A 16888-nucleotide genomic window follows, 5' to 3' on the forward strand; every position below is an offset into this window, starting at 1 on the left:
AAACTTTAGTTTACACATCATACTATAAAGCGCTTTCATAAATAATGCAAATATTAAAATAATTCAAATAAAAAAAGTTAGTATCAAGATTAATTCCTGATACTAACTTTTTAAAATTTATTCACTTATAAAGTCTTGAATGACTGTTTCACATTTCTTAATGTGATCCTCACCCATTTTTTTCATTAAATAATAACTAATAGATCCAGCAACAGCTTGACCTACAAGTGGTATCCATCTAGATTGTTTAGCCGCTTCACGTTTAACTACAGATTTAAAGAATACTTTTACCATAGCATTTGTAACTTTTTGTCCAATAAATTGGCTACCTTTCATAGCGGCAGATGTTAGCACTTTTTGTTTTAAGTCATCTTGCATTTTATTCACTTGCTTATGGCTTAATCCATAAATTTTGTTAATATCTTCAATGATATCGCTCATTAGCTTGATGTCCATACCAACACCTAATCCAGGTATTGGAACAACATTTGCTGCAGATGACATTAATGATTTTTTATGAATTAAGTCTTTAGCTCTTTTTCTACGATTTAATAACTCATCTTGCGTTACTGGTAATTCAGAACGCTTTTTAATTTCTTCTATGCCTAATGCTTTATTTCCGGCTTTATTAGTAATTTTATTAAATATACCCATTATTTCCATTCTCCTCACAGTTCATTAATATTCAATAATTAGAATACTAATATATACCCGTATGAGGAATTTTTAACCATTTATTTGTACAAACACTACTTTTAAATACTTGCTAGGTTTGTAATGTGGATGGCTCTTAAAGTCTTTAGGTAATCCCATAACATCCAGAATAGTATAGTCTACATCTAAAGCATCTAAAGTTTGATTAATCATTTTCTTAAATGCTTTTTGAGGGAATGCACTAGAATTCGTACTTAATATTAAAGTACCTTGTTCATTTAAAAGTTCCAATGATCCTTCTATTAATTCCGGATAGTCCTTCTGTACGCTAAACGTTTTTTTCTTGTTACGAGCAAAGCTTGGAGGATCAACGACTACTACGTCATAACTTAAACCGTGACGTAAAGCGTATTTGAAATAATCAAACACATCCATGATGAAAATATGATTATTATTTAAATCCACAGTGTTTAATCCAAAATTAGCTTCAGTTAGCGATCTAGCTCTATTTGCTAAATCCACACTCGTTGTAGAGTTAGCATTTGCACTTGCTGCAACAGAAAAAGCGCCCGTATAACTGAATAAGTTAAGTACATCTTTATCTTGGCTATAATGATCTCTTAATTTTTTTCTTACATCTTTTTGATCTAAGAAAATTCCAGTCATCGGTCCATCATCTAAATCAATATTGTAGAATAAATGATTTTCTTCTATTACATATGGGAAACCAGGTGCTTTTCCGTCAACAAAGTCAGAAGCAGTTTCCATACCTTTAAATCTTCTTTTTTCAAAAATAGATTTATATTCAAATACTTCTTTAATTGCAGGTAATAATCTGTCTTTCAAACGATAGATTCCAACAGAATACCATTGAATTAATAAATGTCCGTCATAATTATCAATTGTTAATCCGCCAATACCATCACCTTCAGCATTAAAAATTCTGTATGCATTGATGCCATTAACACGATCATAATATTCTCTTTCATTTTTAGCTGTAGTAAATAAATCTACAAAAAATTGGTGGTCTATCTTTTCAGTTGATTCTAGTGATAATACCCAACCGATACCTTTATTTTGTTCACCATAATAAGCAGTAGCAATAAATCTTTTACCAGAATCTACAAGCGCTACTAATTCACCTTCATCTGTGTTAGGCATATCAAATATGTCATCTTTTTCAACTAGAGGGTAACCTCTTAAATATTTATCTTCTTTACCTCTTTTAAGCATTAACTGTTTCATTATTTTTTGGCCATCCTTTCGAAATGTCTCACATATTATAACGTATATTACGCAAAACACCAAAAAAACAGAGTATCCCCCTTTAGAATACTCTGTTAACCGAATTTATTAATCAAAATTTCCCCCAGAAAGTTTTGATCCCCTTTTATGTAAACGCTTACTAAAAATAGTATAAAGGATAAGATTGTTCCGTGCAATACATTTTTCAAAGAAATTCATTAAAAAAGTTTACTTATTACATATTAGAATATAAATAAAAGGTACTAAGATTAGTAGTGAAGAGATCTTTTTATATTTTAAAATCTTACGATTTTGTAAAGTGCATGCTTGCCTAGGGGTATGGTTCGAGCCTGTAGTCTCTCTCTCATACTATTCCCTCGGGCGTCAGCACTTTGCAAAATCGTGAGGAATAATTCAAGTGATAACTAGATAAAGCGCACGAAGAATCGAAAAATAAAGTAAAAAGAGCGTAAATTCTTATTTTTTAAGAATTTACGCTCTTCTATATTAATCTTAGTATGTTTTGTCACACATGATTTTAAATGTGTTAGAAAGATTTTTTCAAATGAATAATAAATGCTGGTGTGACAAACAGTAATAATAAGAAGGATATTGGTGTTATAAATACTGATAATTGCGACGTTTGTAACGCTGAAACAAAGAACGTTGTTGCAATTTCAAAGAACAGTGCCGATATAACAAAAAGTTTTCCAAAATTATTTTTATTCTTGTAGTTTGTCGTGTAATTAAAGTATGCATATAAAATGATGAGTAACATTAAAATAAACAATGTTAACCATTCGAACACATATTGTATTTGTGATAATTTCCATTCACCTGACAAGAACAAACCGTTACGATTATTAAATTCAATAAATGTAAATAAGAATAAAATAGCTGTACTAATCCATTCTATATAGCTTTTCTTTAACCATTTAGGTCTTCTCATCCATTTAGGAATGTCATCGTCTTCTATTCTAATCATTTCTTTCCATTTTTCATTACGTTTTTTTCGTTTAGCAATAGCCTCTTCAGAATTGAATTTCTCTAAAGTTGTTTGTTTGAAAGTTTGTAGTTTCTGATAAAAACCTTGAGACATACTAAATATTTTACGCGTTAGTCGATTATTTTTTACTCTTGAGTATTTTTCATCAATAATCATTTCTGCATCTTCATCACTTACTGGTAATGATCTTCTTAAATATAAACTAATCCAAACGGACATTTGGCTAAAACACCATAATAATATAAAGAATAAATTAATACTCATTACATCTATAGGTTTTACATTTGCAGCATCAATATTATGGTTCATTGCAAATTGTGAAATGAAATAACACATACCATATGAAATGATAATCCATAAATAATGTTTTTTACGATTCATCGGGTTCAGTTCATTTTTATAAACAACATATCCCACGTGAATACTAAATGGAATGATAAATAAGAATGATGCAAAACTGTAAACTTGAAACATCGTCATCATAATGACAATCATTAATAAGATCGTTAGTCCTATATAAAATATAGAAATATCGTAATCATAATTCGTCGTTCTTCTTAAAGTACGTCCAATAAGTAAAACAAAAATACCAATCAATAAAATTATGATTGCTGCTATCACTGGAAAACCACCAATATAATGGTGCATTATTCTAACCAGTTCATCAAAAAAAGCTACAAAAAAGTCCCAAATATTTCTTATATGGATATCATTTGAATCTTTGATATTATAATCTTTAATACGTGGCGCATTAAATAATATAAGTAATCCTGTAATTAAAATGAATATACCTATAATACGACTAAAATGAACTTCCCAGCTTTTTTTCTTTATAGACATGTTCTTCACCTCATTGAACATTATAATTGTTTCGTTTTCAATTGTCTTTAATTATATTGAAAATCGGTCCCAAGTACTAGCAAGAAGTTTAAAACTCATACGTAGTTGGGTATATAATAATATCATACATTTTAAAGGAGTGTTATCATGACTCAAAACGATAAACATAAAGACGAAGCAGAAAAAGCTAAGAAAAAGGAACAAGATCATAAAAAAGATGATAAAAAAGGACAAGACGAAACAAAAGATAATATTCAAGATACTTTCGAATAATCTATTTCCCTCATCTGTATAATAATCCTCCATCGTAAATGAATACTTCATTTCATGGAGGATTTTATTATGCTTATAATCAACTCATTCTTTTAAAAAAATAGATTTCACGTTTATTATAACCTATTGACAAAAGGTATGATAAGACTTATCGTAGTGTTAACAATTTAATAACTGCACTAGGGGTGTTTAAAAACTGAGACAGACATGAAAAGGTCTGAACCCTTTGTACCTGATCTAGATGATACTAGCGTAGGAAAGTGTTCGTAAATCATATAATATTCATTTTAAATGATAACAATATTTTTGTGCGCTTCTATTTAGATATAGGAGTGCACATTTTTTTATAAAAAAGGAGATATATAACATGTCAAAAAGATTAACTTTGTCTGATATTCTAGTTACGGTATTGATTGGTGCGTTATTTGCAATCATTTATAAATTTTTATGGATTCCATATGAAATTTTAAAACCTTTAGGATTACATTTAGAACAATCAGTATATGGCCTTTGGTTTATTGCAGCAATTGTAACGTATTTAATAATTCAAAAACCAGGTGTCGCATTACTTGCTGAATTTGCTGCAGGTGCTGGTGAAACAATTGTAATGGGACAATTTGATATCCCTACATTTATCTATGCATTACTTCAAGGTTTAGCTTGCGAAATTGTCTTTTTGGCAGTTCGTTATAAAACGAGAAAGTTATCTGTTGCTGTTGTAGCTGGGATGACTGCTGGTATTATCACACTACCTATTGATTGGTTCTATAATTATTTAAGTGATGTTGCATTATGGAATGTAATCTTAATGTTCGCAATTAGAATATTGAGTGGCGCGATTGTAGGTGGCGCATTAGGATATGCGATTGTAAGAGCACTTGACCAAACTGGTGTCACTAAGTTGTTTAGACCAGCATCTAAAAAAGATTATGACTTATTATAGGAGTTAGCCAATTGTTATCACTAAAAAATTTAAGACTTAAGTATCCTGACGATAAACGCATTATTTTCAAAAATTTAGATATTCAAATTAACGATAAAGAAAAAGTACTTTTATTAGGACCTAGTGGTTCAGGAAAAAGCACGTTATTAAATGTTTTAAGTGGCATTATTCCGAGATCAATGGATATTCCAATGAAAGTCGATTCTAAAAAAATAGATACCCTTCCTGGCGTTATATTCCAAGATCCCGATACACAATTTTGTATGCCAGAAATTAAAGAAGAATTAGCCTTCGTGTTGGAAAACATGAATATTCCACCTACTGAGATGGATAAGTTAATTATTGAAGCAATGAATAAAGTAAATTTAAATGCTGATCCTTCATTGAAAATCAACCGTTTAAGCGGAGGCATGAAACAAAAATTAGCCATTGCTTCTATATTGTTACAAGATACGAGTACATTATTTCTAGATGAACCTACTGCTATGCTTGACCATCAATCTACAACGCAGCTATGGGATTTAATTATGCAAAATTGGCAAAATCAAACTGTAGTGATTGTAGAGCATAAAGTAGACTATATTTGGAATTATGTAGACAGAGTAATTGTGATGAACGAGCACGGAGAAATCACACACGATAGTACACCTGATGATATATTACGTAATCATACGGATGTTCTAAATGACTATGGTGTGTGGCATCCAAACTCTTGGCATTACGCGCCAAAGTTAAGTGAAATACCTTCTACACAAGAAACATTATTAAATATTAATCATTTAGATATACTGCGCAAGCACAAGAACTTATTCCATGTAGATAACTTGTCTATATATAGAGGCGAGTGGATTGCGCTTACAGGAGAAAATGGTGCTGGAAAGACCACCTTTTTAGAGTCACTTATGCAGCTTATAAAGTATAAGGGACAAATTAAATATAAAGATGAGCACATTAAGAAAGTGAAAGATGCATCCAAACATATGTACTTTGTGTACCAAAATCCAGAATTACAATTTATAGAAATATCTGTTTTCAATGAAATTATGATTAATTTCTCACATCAAGATAAAAATACCGCTTACGAAAAAACTAATGAAATGTTGAATTTATTAAAACTAGATCATGTTAAAGATCAACATCCATTTGAACTATCCATAGGACAAAAGAAACGTTTAAGTGTCGCTACAGCGTTAAGTACGAACTCAGAAATTATACTTCTAGATGAGCCAACATTTGGTTTAGATAGTCACAATACATTCGAGCTCATTAAATTATTCCACGATAGAGTTCGTAACGGTCAAACCATTTTAATGATTACACATGAACAGGAAATTATAAATCGATATGCGACAAGGACATTTACCATAAATGACGCGCAATTAACCGTTAACGGTGGTGAATCACATGTTAACTAACTGGAAGAAATACTCTACTTTTATTGATCATGTGAATATTTTAACGAAACTGTTATTAGGTATAATGTTATTTTTCTATGCGATATTTATTCACCAATTTGACTTCATGATTTATTTAACAATCATTATGTTTATATATTTAATTGTAATGAGTGGCGTTAGATGGTTACCACTTCTTATCGTAATAGCCATTACAATGTTCTTTGGAATCACCTCATCGTTATTTATGATTTTTTACGGTGAAGGAGAACGTACATTACTAAAATTCGGCATTATTCATATAACAAATGAAAGTTTGCTAAGAGGTTTGCATGTTACTATGCGTACACTCGTCATTTCATTTTATGGCATGGTAATCCCTTTTACCTCTCAAATAATTTTTGTATTTTACAGTTTCATGCAACATTTAAAATTAAAACCTAAAATAGCATATGCTTTTATGGCTTCAATACGAATGATTCCAATAATGTTTAGTTCTTTTATGCAGTTAAGACAAGCTTTAAAGATGCGTTACGCCGTTATCGATAAAAGTAATCGCAAAGGTTTGAAATGGATCAATCATCTACTCATACCTACTTTAAGTCAAAGCATTAGAAAGTCTCATCGATTAGCTGTTGCCATGGAAGCTAAAGGTTTCACTAATCAAAAAAGAACATACTATTATAAAGTTCCTTTTACAATAAATGATTTATATTTTGTACTATTAACGATATTGCTAGTCGTTATTGCATATTTATTAAGTATTTATATACCGATTACAAATATTGCAGATATTAGATAACATTGCGTTATATTTGACCATACCTTTCCCAAAAAGATTGAAATATAGCGCAATGAAAAAGGTCGATTCAAATTTATTTTCCATAAATTTGAATCGACCTTTTGATTATTTTTGAGCTTTTAAAGCTTTATGCCCTATATCATTTCTATAAAACAATATATCACTTTTAATTTTACTAACTTGTTCATAAGCATTTTTTTGAGCTGATTCGATATGATCTCCAGTACCAATTGCAATCATAACACGACCGCCATTGTTCTCAAATTGCCCATTGTCATTCTTTTTCAGAGCACTAACAAAATATTGATCCAGTTCTTCTAATCCTTCAACTACATAACCTTTTTTATAAGTACCAGGGTAACCTTTAGAAGCAAGCACTACACCTACCACACTTTCGTCTTTCCACTCTAATGTTATAGGTTCTTTTTTATATACTTTTTCTAAAAGCTCGACAAAGTCAGAGTCTAATCGAGTAAGTAGTACTTGAGCTTCGGGATCACCAAATCTCGCATTAAATTCTATTACTTTCGGCCCATTCTCCGTTAGGATAGCACCAATATAAATTAAGCCGAAATAATTTATACCTTCGCTTACTAAAGCGTCCGCTATAGGTTGTGCTATTTTTTGGTTCGTTTCTTGTAATACTTCTTCAGAAATGTGAGGAACTGGACAATATGCCCCCATTCCACCTGTATTTGGTCCTTGATCACCATCAAAAGCTCTCTTATGATCTTGCGCAATACAATCGAATGGAACAGCAAACTCATTATTAACAAAAGTCATCACAGAATATTCTTCACCATCAAGAAATTCTTCGAAAACGACTTTTTCATTTTGTGTTTCGTATAATGTTTCAATACCTTCTCTCGCTTCGTCACGCGTTAAAGCAACGATAACACCTTTACCAGCAGCTAAGCCGTCTTTTTTAAGTACAATTGGAATTTTGCATTGTTCAACATATTCAGCCGCTTCATCTTTATTAGTAATGGTTTGATATTCTGCAGTAGGAATATTATATTTTTCCATAATTTTCTTTGCGAATTCTTTAGAACCTTCTAATTGTGCTGCTGCTTTATTAGGTCCAAACACTTTTGCATTCGTTTGTTCTAATGCATCTGTTAAACCGTCAATTAAAGGTTGTTCTGGGCCAATAATAACCCATTCAATTTCATGCTCGACAACAAAATCTTTAATTAATTCATGATCTGACTCTTGAATTTCAGAAACAATTGTAGCTACTTTGCTCATCGCATCGTTTCCAGGAATAACAAATACTTCATCAACTAACTTTGAATGACTACATTTTTGAGCTAATACGTGTTCTCTTCCACCTGATCCTATCACAAGTACTTTCATAGTGACCTCCTAATGTTTAAAGTGTCTCATACCAGTAAATACCATACTGATGCCATATTTATTAGCCATATCAATTGAATCTTGGTCTTTAATAGAACCACCTGGTTGGATAATTGTCTTGATACCTGCTTTGGCAGCTGTTTCTACAGAATCTCCCATTGGGAAAAAGCCATCAGATGCTAAAGCAACATTTTCATTCATTTCAATTGCTCTATCAATTGCTATTTTTGCAGAACCAACTCTATTCATTTGACCAGCTCCTACACCAACAGTTTGATGGTCATTAGCAAGTACAATGGCATTACTTTTAACAGAACGTACAACTTTCCATGATAATTCTAATGCTTTCCATTGTGCTTCAGTAGGTTCAACGTCAGTTACAACTTTCATATCTTCTCTAGATATCGTGGCATTATCTTTATCTTGTACTAAGTATCCACCGGACACTGAGACAAATTCTTGTTCATCTTTCGTTTCTGTCATGTCAACTTCTAACAATCTAATATTTTTCTTAGTCGTTAATACTTCTAAAGCTTCTTCTTCAAAGCTTGGTGCAATCACGACTTCTAAGAATATTGCATGTAGTGATTCAGCTAATTTTTTAGTAACGGGTCTGTTTAAAGCAACGATGCCTCCAAATATAGATTGAGAATCTGCTTCATAAGCGTAATCGTATGCTTCTTCAATTGTTTCGCCCACACCTACACCACATGGATTCATATGTTTAACAGCTACGGCAGCTGGTTGTTCGAATTTTTTAATAAGAGATAAAGTTGCGTCCGCATCTTTAATATTATTAAAACTTAACGCTTTACCATGCAATTGTTTAGCACCCGCTAAAGTATTTGATTCGTTTGACGTTTTGACAAACGTTGCATTTTGTTGTGGATTCTCGCCATATCTCAATTGTTCTGATTCATTTGCGAAAAATTCAACAATCGTTTTATCATAATCATTTGTATGTTTAAATACTTTAACCATTAAAGATTTACGATATGCTTCATCTAACTCATTATTTTCTATGCGATTAATAACCTCATTGTAATCAGTTGGGTCAACAATAGTCGTCACAAATTTATAGTTTTTGGCAGCAGCTCTTAACATAGTTGGTCCACCAATATCTATATTTTCGATTGCTTCATCTTCAGTAACATTTTCTTTTTTGATTGTTTCTTTAAATGGATATAAGTTTACGACAACTAAATCAATTAAATCGATATCTTGTTCTTTCAATGCTGATAAATGTTCAGGTATAGAACGATTGGCAAGGATCCCGCCGTGTACACCTGGATGTAATGTTTTTACTCTTCCATCCATTATTTCAGGGAAATTTGTTAAATCAGAGACAGAATACACTTCAATATTCGCCTCTTCTAATGCTTTTTTAGTACCGCCAGTCGAATATACTTTATAACCATTTTCTATAAGTTTGCTTGCAAATTCTACTATGTTGGTTTTGTCTGAAACACTTAATATTGCATTCTTCATTTTGTAAAGACTCCTTTATTGAATAATTTCTTTTATGACACGTGGATATAATTCATATTCTAAGTTTTGTATTCTTAATTGCAATGTTTCTCTTGTGTCATCTGGATGTACTGAGCAACTTAATTGATCAATAATCTCACCTGTATCCATGCCACTATCAACATAGTGTACTGTTGCACCTGTCACTCGAACACCATAATCAAGTGCTTGTCCAACTGCATCTTTACCTGGAAAGCTCGGTAAAATAGAAGGATGAATGTTTAACATTTTTCCTTCATATTGCTTCAGTAATGTTGGACCTACAATTTTCATATAACCTGCTAAAATAATCCAACTGACTCTATCTTGAGATAATTTTGTTAAAAGCGCTTCTTCGTAATCTTTTTTATTATCGTATGTTCTTGGATCGATAATATATACCGGCAAATTAAAACGTCTTGCTCTTTCAATACAAAAAGCATTTGGATTATCTGTATATAAAGCTGTCACTTCAATATGATCTAAATAACCTGCTTCAATATTTTCCATTATCTTTTCGAAGTTTGATCCGTTTCCTGATGCGAATACAGCAATTTTTGTCATGATTGAACCCCCGACAAATTGACATTTCCTGTTCCATTAGAAATTTTACCAATAACGAAAGCTTCTTCATTATGACCTTTTAGAATATTCAGCGTTTCCTCTTGATCTTCTTTATTAACAATCAGTACAAAACCAATACCCATATTAAAGACATTATACATTTCTGTTGCTTCAATCTTGCCTTGTTCTTTTAACCAATCAAAGATTTTAGGCACTTCATATGAACTCACATCTATATCAGCGTCTTTATCTTCAGGAATGGCTCTAGGGATATTCTCTATAAAGCCACCACCAGTTATATGTGACATACCTTTCACTTTCACTTTTTCTAATACTGAAAGGACCGGTTTAACGTATAATTTAGTTGGTTCAAGAAACGCCTCTAAATACGTTCTATTTTCATCAAACTGATCATTTAAATCAATTTCACTTTCTTTAATTAAATTTCTTACTAAACTGTATCCGTTAGAATGTATACCGCTTGATTTTATACCGATTAATATGTCACCGTCGTCAACGGTACTGCCATCGATATACGCGTCTTTTTCAACTGCACCAACACAAAATCCTGCAATATCATATTCACCTTGATGATACATTTCGCCCATTTCAGCAGTTTCTCCACCTATTAATGCACAGTTTGTCTCCTTACAACCAACAGACACGCCAGAAACAATTGCTTCAATTGTTTCTGGGTCCACTTTGTTTGTCGCAATATAATCTAAGAAATACAAAGGCTCTGCACCTGTTGTTAAAATATCATTTACACACATTGCAACTGCATCAATACCTATTGTGTCATGCTTATTATAATCAATAGCGAGTTTTAATTTAGTTCCAACGCCATCAGTACCTGATACTAATACTGGTTTTTCCATATTTAATTGAGATAGATCAAAGGCTGCACCAAATCCACCTAATCCACCTAAAACTTCTTTTCTCATCGTACTTTGTACATGAGACTTCATTCTATTTACCGCTTCATAACCTGCTTCTATATCTACACCAGATGCTTTATATGCTTTCGACATTAAGATTACCCTCTTTATCAAAGTATTGTTTGTTATTTGCTAAATAAGCCTTTTGACGTGGACTTAAATTTTCATAATATCGTTCTTCATAATCATACAGTCCTGCAGGGTAGTCACCCGTAAAGCTTTCAACACAAAGACCGTGATATGGCACCTCTTTATCTAAACCAATAGAATTAATTAATCCATCAACTGATAAATAAGATAAAGAATCTGCACCAATATAGTCTCTAATTTCTTCAGGTGATTTATTTGCAGATATTAATTCTGATGATGTGGATACATCGATACCATAAAAGCTAGGGAACATAAATTCAGGAGAAGCAATGCGAACATGAATTTCATTTGCTCCAGCGTCTTTCAACATTTTCACGATTCTTTTACTTGTTGTACCTCTCACAATTGAGTCATCTACAAGCACAATATTTTTTCCATGTACAATATCTTTTACAGCTGATAATTTGACGCGTACACCTTGTTCACGTAACTCTTGAGTAGGTTGTATAAATGTTCTAGCGACATATTGATTTTTAACAAGTCCCATCTCATACGGTAAATGGCTTTCTTCAGCAAATCCAGACGCTGCTGAAAGTGATGAATTCGGCACACCTATAACCATATCAGCATTAATAGCAGGGCTTTCTTGTGCTAATCTTTTTCCTGATTCTTTGCGCACAGCATGTACATTTTTACCTGCTATTGTGGAATCTGGTCTAGCGAAATAAATATATTCCATAGCTGAAATTGCTGTTGTCGTATCTGTTGTATATGATTCTACTCTTATACCATCATCATTAATGACTATAAATTCTCCTGCATGAATATCTCTAATAAACTCTGCGCCAAGAACATCAATTGCACATGTTTCACTAGCGATTATATAAGCACCCGTTTTCATTCTTCCTACTGCTAACGGTCTAATTGCATTTGGATCTACAGCACCGTATAGCGCATCTTTAGTTAATAAAGCGAATGTAAATCCGCCTTTTATTATATTCAAACTTTCTTTTAATGCTTCTTCAAAAGTGGATGCTTTACTTCTTCTAATAAGATGCATGATCACTTCTGTATCTGAAGAAGAATGGAAAATAGCACCGTCTTTTTCTAAATCTTTTCTCAAACTTTGTGCATTAACTAAATTTCCGTTATGACAAACACCTACACTCATATCATAAAAGTGATATAAAAAAGGTTGGATATTTTCAATACCTTGATTTCCAGATGTTGCATATCTTACGTGACCAATTGCATGTTGATTACCTTTAAATCCTTCTAATTGAACATCAGAAATTGCATCAGTCAACAATCCTAAACCTCTTTCACCTTTAAGCTCAAATCCATTTGAAGAAACTATACCTGCACCTTCTTGACCTCTATGTTGTAAACTATGAAGTCCCATATAAGTTAATTGTGCAGAATCTGGATGGTTCCATATGCCAAATACACCACATTCTTCATTTAAACTCTTGATTTCATGCATTGAGCGATTGCCCCTTTCAACTGTTCATCCAAATCAGATACATGGTATTTAATTTGTGATGATTCATTAGTTAATGTAAATTCACCGTCGTCAGTTATTTTACCTATCTCAACTGCACCATCTACTTCTACTGTTTGACTTTCTTTAGCAACTAAAATATATCTACCTTGTGTTTCACTGAATAATTGTGCATTTGAAAGTGGTACTGTAACATCTAATCCTAAATTAAAGTGTGATGATACTTTTGCAAGACTTATTGCAATACCGCCCTTACCTATTGCTTGGACGTGAGAAACAGTTTGAGCATGAATCGCTTCTTTAATTTGTTCGCCACGTTGAACTTCTGCGTTTAAGTCTATTGAACTTGGTTCATGGTTAACTTCTTTATATAATAATTTTTCGATTTGACTTCCACCAAAATCATTTTTTGTTTCTCCAACGATATAAATACGTTCGTTAACTTTTGGTTCAAAGTCATTCAAATAACTTACATCTTCAATTAAGCCGACCATTCCTACTACAGGCGTTGGGAAGATTGAAGTTCCTTTAGTTTCATTGTATAAAGAAACATTTCCAGATACGACTGGTGTATTTAAAGCTTCACATGCTTCTGCCATGCCTCGTGTAGAATCAGTTAATTGTTGATATATTTCTTTCTTCTCAGGAGATCCATAATTTAAGCAATCTGTCATTGCTAAAGGTTTAGCACCTACAGATATTAGGTTTCTATATGCTTCAGCTACAACCATTTTTCCGCCTTCATATGGGTTGTTATAAACATATCTTGCTTCACCATCTATCGTTGAAGCAATTGCTTTTTTAGTACCTTCAACTCTAACGACACCGGCGCTAATACCTGGTTTAATAATTGTATTCGCACCAACTTGTTGATCATATTGGTCATATGCATAATGTTTTGAAGCAATTGTAGGGTGATTAATCAGCTTAGAAAATACATCTTTAACATCTATATTGTCGTATTGATGCGCATCTTCATTATGCTCTTTCGCTTCACCTTCTAAAATATATACTGGTGCTTCGTCAGCTAATGGTTCAACTGGAATATCTGCATAAACTTCGTCTTCGTAAGATAATACAAATCTATTTGTATCAGTTACTTCACCAATTACTGCAGAATCTAATTCGTGATGTTCAAATAAATCTAAGAATTTTTGTTCTGTTCCTTTTTCTACTACTAATAACATACGTTCTTGCGTTTCTGATAACATCATTTCATATGGAGAAATACCTTCTTCTCGTGTAGGGACTTTTTCTAAATGTAGATGTATACCACCTTCACCTTTAGCAGCCATTTCTGATGATGATGACGTTAAACCAGCAGCACCCATATCTTGAATTCCGACTAATTCTGGATATGTTATCGCTTCTAAAGTAGCTTCCATTAATTTTTTACCGACGAAAGGATCACCTATTTGTACAGATGGTCTCTTACTTTCAGATGCTTCACTTAATTCTTCTGAAGCAAAAGTAGCACCGTGAATACCGTCTCTACCTGTTTTTAATCCAACATAAATAACTGGATTACCTATACCTTTAGCAGTACCTTTTTGAATTTTGTCATGATCAATAATGCCGACACACATTGCGTTTACAAGTGGATTACCATCATAACGGCCATCAAATTCAATTTCACCAGCAACTGTAGGGATACCAATACAGTTACCATAGCCACCAATACCTTTTACGACACCACTAAATAGCCTACGATTAGTTTTATTTGTTAATTCACCAAATCTTAAACTATTTAATAATGAAATTGGTCTTGCACCAATTGAAACGATGTCACGAATAATTCCGCCGACACCAGTTGCAGCACCTTGGTAAGGTTCTATCGCTGAAGGGTGATTGTGAGATTCTACTTTGAATACAACTGCTTGGTTATCGCCGATATCGACAACACCAGCACCTTCACCTGGTCCCATCAATACATGTTCGCCAGAAGTAGGGAATTGCTTTAAAAATGGCTTAGAATGCTTATAAGAACAATGTTCACTCCACATTACTGAAAAAATACCAATCTCAGTAAAATTAGGTTTTCTACCTAAAATACTGATTACTTTTTGATATTCTTTATCTGTTAAGCCCATATCTCTATATAAATATTCTTTTTCTATTTCTTCTATACTAGGTTCTAAAAACTTAGACATGTTGTTCCCTCCAACTTTCGATTATAGATTGAAATAATTTAACACCGCTATCTGAGCCAAGTAATGTTTCCATCGCACGTTCTGGATGTGGCATCATTCCACAAACATTACCTTCCTTATTTGTTATACCAGCTATATCTTTATATGAACCATTTGGATTGTCATTATAAGTTAAAATAATTTGATTGTTTTTTACAAGATCATCATAAATGTCATCTGTACAATAATAATGTCCTTCACCATGCGCAACAGGATAAACGACTGTTTCATCTTTGTCATATTGATGAGTAAATTTCGTTTTATTATTTACAATTGTTAATTGTTCATTTCTACTAACAAATAAATGACTATCATTATGCAATAAAGCACCTGGTAACAATCCAACTTCAGTTAAGATTTGGAATCCATTACAAACGCCTAATACTGGTTTTCCTTCACGAGCAAGTCTTTTTACTTCACTAATAATTGGTGCTACACGAGCCATCGCACCAGATCTTAGATAGTCACCAAAAGAGAACCCACCAGGTATTAAGACACCATCAAAACCTTCAAGTGAAGTTTCTCTATAATCTACATATGCCGCTTCAACACCAGAATGTTTAGCAGCATTAAACATATCACGATCGCAATTAGATCCCGGAAATACTAATACAGCTAATTTCATTACGCGTTCTCCTCGTCTTCTAAGATTTTGAAACTATATTCTTCAATTACAGTATTAGCAAATAACTTTTCACTTAACGTATTGACAACATTTTTGATTGTATTTTCATCTGTTTCATCAACTGTCATATATATAACTTTACCTACTCTAATATCATTTACTTGCTCGTATCCTAAATCATGTACTGCTCTGTTTAATGCTTGACCTTGAGTATCTAAAACCTGACCTTGTAATGTGATGTGCAATTCAATCTTCTTCATTTATAGTTCCTCCAATTTTTTGTAAAAAGTTTCATAAGTATCGATTAATGAGCCAGTATCTTCTCTGTATACATCTTTATCAAAGTTTTCTTGTGTCTCTTTATCCCAAATTCTGCAAGTATCTGGAGATATTTCATCAGCTAATAAAATTTGACCATCTTTCGTAACACCAAACTCGATTTTATAATCTACTAATATCAAGTTCATTTCATTCATTACTTCACTTAATACAGCATTAACTTTTAAAGCTTCATTTTTAATAGTAGATAGTTCATCAGGTGTAGCAATATTAAGTAATGCGACGTGATCGTCTGTAATTAGAGGATCATTTAACTCATCTTTTTTATAAAATAATTCTAATAATGGTTCTTCAAATGTATGACCTTTTTCAAAGCCAAGCCTTTTACAAATAGACCCTGCAGCTACGTTACGAACAACGACTTCTAATGGAAAGATTTCTACAGCTTTAACAAGTTGTTCTGTTTCAGATATTTGTTCTATAAAGTGGCTCGGAACACCTTTTTGTTTCAATATTCCAAAAATTTTAGATGTAATTAAATTGTTTAATCTACCTTTTCCTAACATTTCATCTTTTTTAGCTCCGTTACCTGCTGTTACTTCATCTTTATATTCAATTCTTAAAACATCTTCTTGTTCTGTATTGAATACTCTTTTAGCTTTACCTTCATAAAGTAGTGACAT

The 16888-nt window shown here is 32.4% G+C and carries 16 protein-coding genes and 1 riboswitch; of the genes, 4 read left to right on the plus strand and 12 right to left on the minus strand.

Features of this window, described 5'->3' with window-relative positions; genetic code table 11:
• Positions 1 to 117: 117 nt before the first annotated feature.
• From PYW35_RS09195 to auxA, 3 genes are all read right to left on the minus strand, one after another.
• Complete coding sequence (locus PYW35_RS09195; protein ID WP_016912881.1) at positions 118 to 654, minus strand: hypothetical protein; 537 nt, start codon at positions 652 to 654, stop codon at positions 118 to 120.
• Between the two features lie 72 nt (positions 655 to 726).
• Positions 727 to 1899, minus strand: a complete 1173-nt coding sequence (locus tag PYW35_RS09200; RefSeq protein ID WP_016912880.1) for a class I SAM-dependent rRNA methyltransferase — start codon at positions 1897 to 1899, stop codon at positions 727 to 729.
• Between the two features lie 547 nt (positions 1900 to 2446).
• Positions 2447 to 3745, minus strand: coding sequence for a lipoteichoic acid stability factor AuxA (gene auxA / locus PYW35_RS09205; RefSeq protein ID WP_103323336.1), 1299 nt, complete (start codon positions 3743 to 3745; stop codon positions 2447 to 2449).
• Positions 3746 to 3892: 147 nt separating this feature from the next.
• Between auxA and PYW35_RS09210 the strand changes: the two genes are divergently transcribed.
• The 4 genes from PYW35_RS09210 to PYW35_RS09225 all read left to right on the plus strand — a co-directional run bounded on the left by PYW35_RS09210 (position 3893) and on the right by PYW35_RS09225 (position 7157).
• Complete coding sequence (locus PYW35_RS09210) at positions 3893 to 4018, plus strand: hypothetical protein (protein ID WP_016912096.1); 126 nt, start codon at positions 3893 to 3895, stop codon at positions 4016 to 4018.
• Between the two features lie 171 nt (positions 4019 to 4189).
• Positions 4190 to 4294, plus strand: a riboswitch (TPP riboswitch).
• Positions 4295 to 4385: 91 nt separating this feature from the next.
• A complete protein-coding gene (locus PYW35_RS09215; protein ID WP_016912095.1) occupies positions 4386 to 4961 on the plus strand; it encodes an ECF transporter S component in 576 nt (191 codons plus the stop codon).
• 11 nt (positions 4962 to 4972) lie between these two features.
• Positions 4973 to 6376, plus strand: coding sequence for an ABC transporter ATP-binding protein (locus PYW35_RS09220; RefSeq protein WP_016912094.1), 1404 nt, complete (start codon positions 4973 to 4975; stop codon positions 6374 to 6376).
• A complete protein-coding gene (locus PYW35_RS09225) occupies positions 6366 to 7157 on the plus strand; it encodes an energy-coupling factor transporter transmembrane component T family protein (protein ID WP_103323335.1) in 792 nt (263 codons plus the stop codon). The genes PYW35_RS09220 and PYW35_RS09225 overlap by 11 nt, the downstream gene beginning before the upstream one ends.
• A gap of 105 nt (positions 7158 to 7262) precedes the next feature.
• On the opposite strand, the gene purD is transcribed toward PYW35_RS09225, so the two are convergent.
• From purD to purC, 9 genes are read right to left on the minus strand one after another with little or no spacing between them, the layout of a single operon-like run.
• A complete protein-coding gene (purD, locus tag PYW35_RS09230; protein ID WP_103323334.1) occupies positions 7263 to 8513 on the minus strand; it encodes a phosphoribosylamine--glycine ligase in 1251 nt (416 codons plus the stop codon).
• A 9-nt stretch (positions 8514 to 8522) separates the two neighbouring features.
• On the minus strand, positions 8523 to 10001 hold the full coding sequence (gene purH / locus PYW35_RS09235; protein ID WP_016912092.1) for a bifunctional phosphoribosylaminoimidazolecarboxamide formyltransferase/IMP cyclohydrolase: 1479 nt from the start codon (positions 9999 to 10001) through the stop codon (positions 8523 to 8525).
• 15 nt (positions 10002 to 10016) lie between these two features.
• Entirely contained in the window at positions 10017 to 10583 is a 567-nt protein-coding gene (gene purN, locus PYW35_RS09240) for a phosphoribosylglycinamide formyltransferase (RefSeq protein ID WP_016912091.1), read from the minus strand.
• The gene (gene purM, locus PYW35_RS09245; RefSeq protein ID WP_103323333.1) at positions 10580 to 11614 is read right to left on the minus strand and encodes a phosphoribosylformylglycinamidine cyclo-ligase; all 1035 of its coding nucleotides are present in this window, start codon (positions 11612 to 11614) and stop codon (positions 10580 to 10582) included. Before purM ends, purN begins: the two co-directional genes overlap by 4 nt.
• Positions 11598 to 13094, minus strand: coding sequence for an amidophosphoribosyltransferase (gene purF, locus PYW35_RS09250; RefSeq protein ID WP_016912089.1), 1497 nt, complete (start codon positions 13092 to 13094; stop codon positions 11598 to 11600). The genes purM and purF overlap by 17 nt, the downstream gene beginning before the upstream one ends.
• The gene (gene purL / locus PYW35_RS09255) at positions 13073 to 15262 is read right to left on the minus strand and encodes a phosphoribosylformylglycinamidine synthase subunit PurL (RefSeq protein WP_103323332.1); all 2190 of its coding nucleotides are present in this window, start codon (positions 15260 to 15262) and stop codon (positions 13073 to 13075) included. Before purL ends, purF begins: the two co-directional genes overlap by 22 nt.
• Complete coding sequence (gene purQ / locus PYW35_RS09260; protein WP_103323331.1) at positions 15255 to 15926, minus strand: phosphoribosylformylglycinamidine synthase subunit PurQ; 672 nt, start codon at positions 15924 to 15926, stop codon at positions 15255 to 15257. Before purQ ends, purL begins: the two co-directional genes overlap by 8 nt.
• Entirely contained in the window at positions 15926 to 16186 is a 261-nt protein-coding gene (gene purS, locus PYW35_RS09265; protein WP_016912086.1) for a phosphoribosylformylglycinamidine synthase subunit PurS, read from the minus strand. Before purS ends, purQ begins: the two co-directional genes overlap by 1 nt.
• Positions 16187 to 16888, minus strand: a complete 702-nt coding sequence (gene purC / locus PYW35_RS09270; protein WP_103323330.1) for a phosphoribosylaminoimidazolesuccinocarboxamide synthase — start codon at positions 16886 to 16888, stop codon at positions 16187 to 16189.

It is taken from the genome of Mammaliicoccus vitulinus (genome assembly GCF_029024305.1).
Lineage (GTDB): Bacteria > Bacillota > Bacilli > Staphylococcales > Staphylococcaceae > Mammaliicoccus > Mammaliicoccus vitulinus.